This window comes from Kribbella monticola, assembly GCF_003261635.1.
GTDB lineage: Bacteria > Actinomycetota > Actinomycetes > Propionibacteriales > Kribbellaceae > Kribbella > Kribbella monticola.
Genome location: NZ_QFXK01000056.1, coordinates 1 through 614, shown reverse-complemented (window position 1 = coordinate 614; position 614 = coordinate 1). Strand labels below are relative to the sequence as shown.

Below are 614 nucleotides of genomic sequence, written 5' to 3'. Positions count from 1 at the left end.
CCGGTCGAATCTTCCCGCTGTCTCGCTCCTTCTCCAGCTCGGAGACTCGATCGACTACCTCGGCTCTGTCTTTCCGCATAACGTGCCGTCGGTCCGGATCGCCGTTGTCCTTGACACCCATCGTGACTCGACCGTGCCAGTAACCGTCGGTGCCCTTGTAGATGGTCGATCGGCCGTCCGGATTCTTCGGCCGCTTGCTCTTGTTCTCCATGTCCCTCCCCCTAGGCGGCGTGGCGATCGGCGCGGGCCTTGATCCGAAGTCGGTCGATGTACTCGTTGATGCACTCAGTCGGGATTCGCCGCAGGCGACCGAGCGGAACCGACTCCAGCTCGCCGGACTTGATCAGCCCGAACACAGTCGTGCGACCGATGCCGAGTCGCTGAGCAGCTTCCTCGACCGTCAAGAGCAAGGGGGTGGCGGCGGTCGTAGTACCGGCGTCGAAGATGTCCATCAGGGCAAGGTCTCCTTCGGTCCGTCCCGACAGGCGGTCAGCACTCTTGGGCATGGTCATGCGATCTCCCGGCGGTGAGGGTCGTCGGCATCGAAGAGGTCAGGTGCGGCCCTGGGGACCCAAGCCGTACCAGCCGTACCAGCCTCGTTTTCGCAGGTCAGG

The 614-nt window shown here is 63.7% G+C and carries 1 protein-coding gene and 1 pseudogene; both read right to left on the bottom strand.

Annotated elements, in window-relative coordinates; genetic code table 11:
* A pseudogene (locus tag DIZ26_RS38475) lies at positions 1-211 on the bottom strand (site-specific integrase); the annotation flags it as partial.
* Positions 212-221: 10 nt separating this feature from the next.
* A complete protein-coding gene (locus tag DIZ26_RS34465) occupies positions 222-512 on the bottom strand; it encodes a helix-turn-helix domain-containing protein (RefSeq protein WP_232828842.1) in 291 nt (96 codons plus the stop codon).
* Positions 513-614 lie beyond the last annotated feature (102 nt).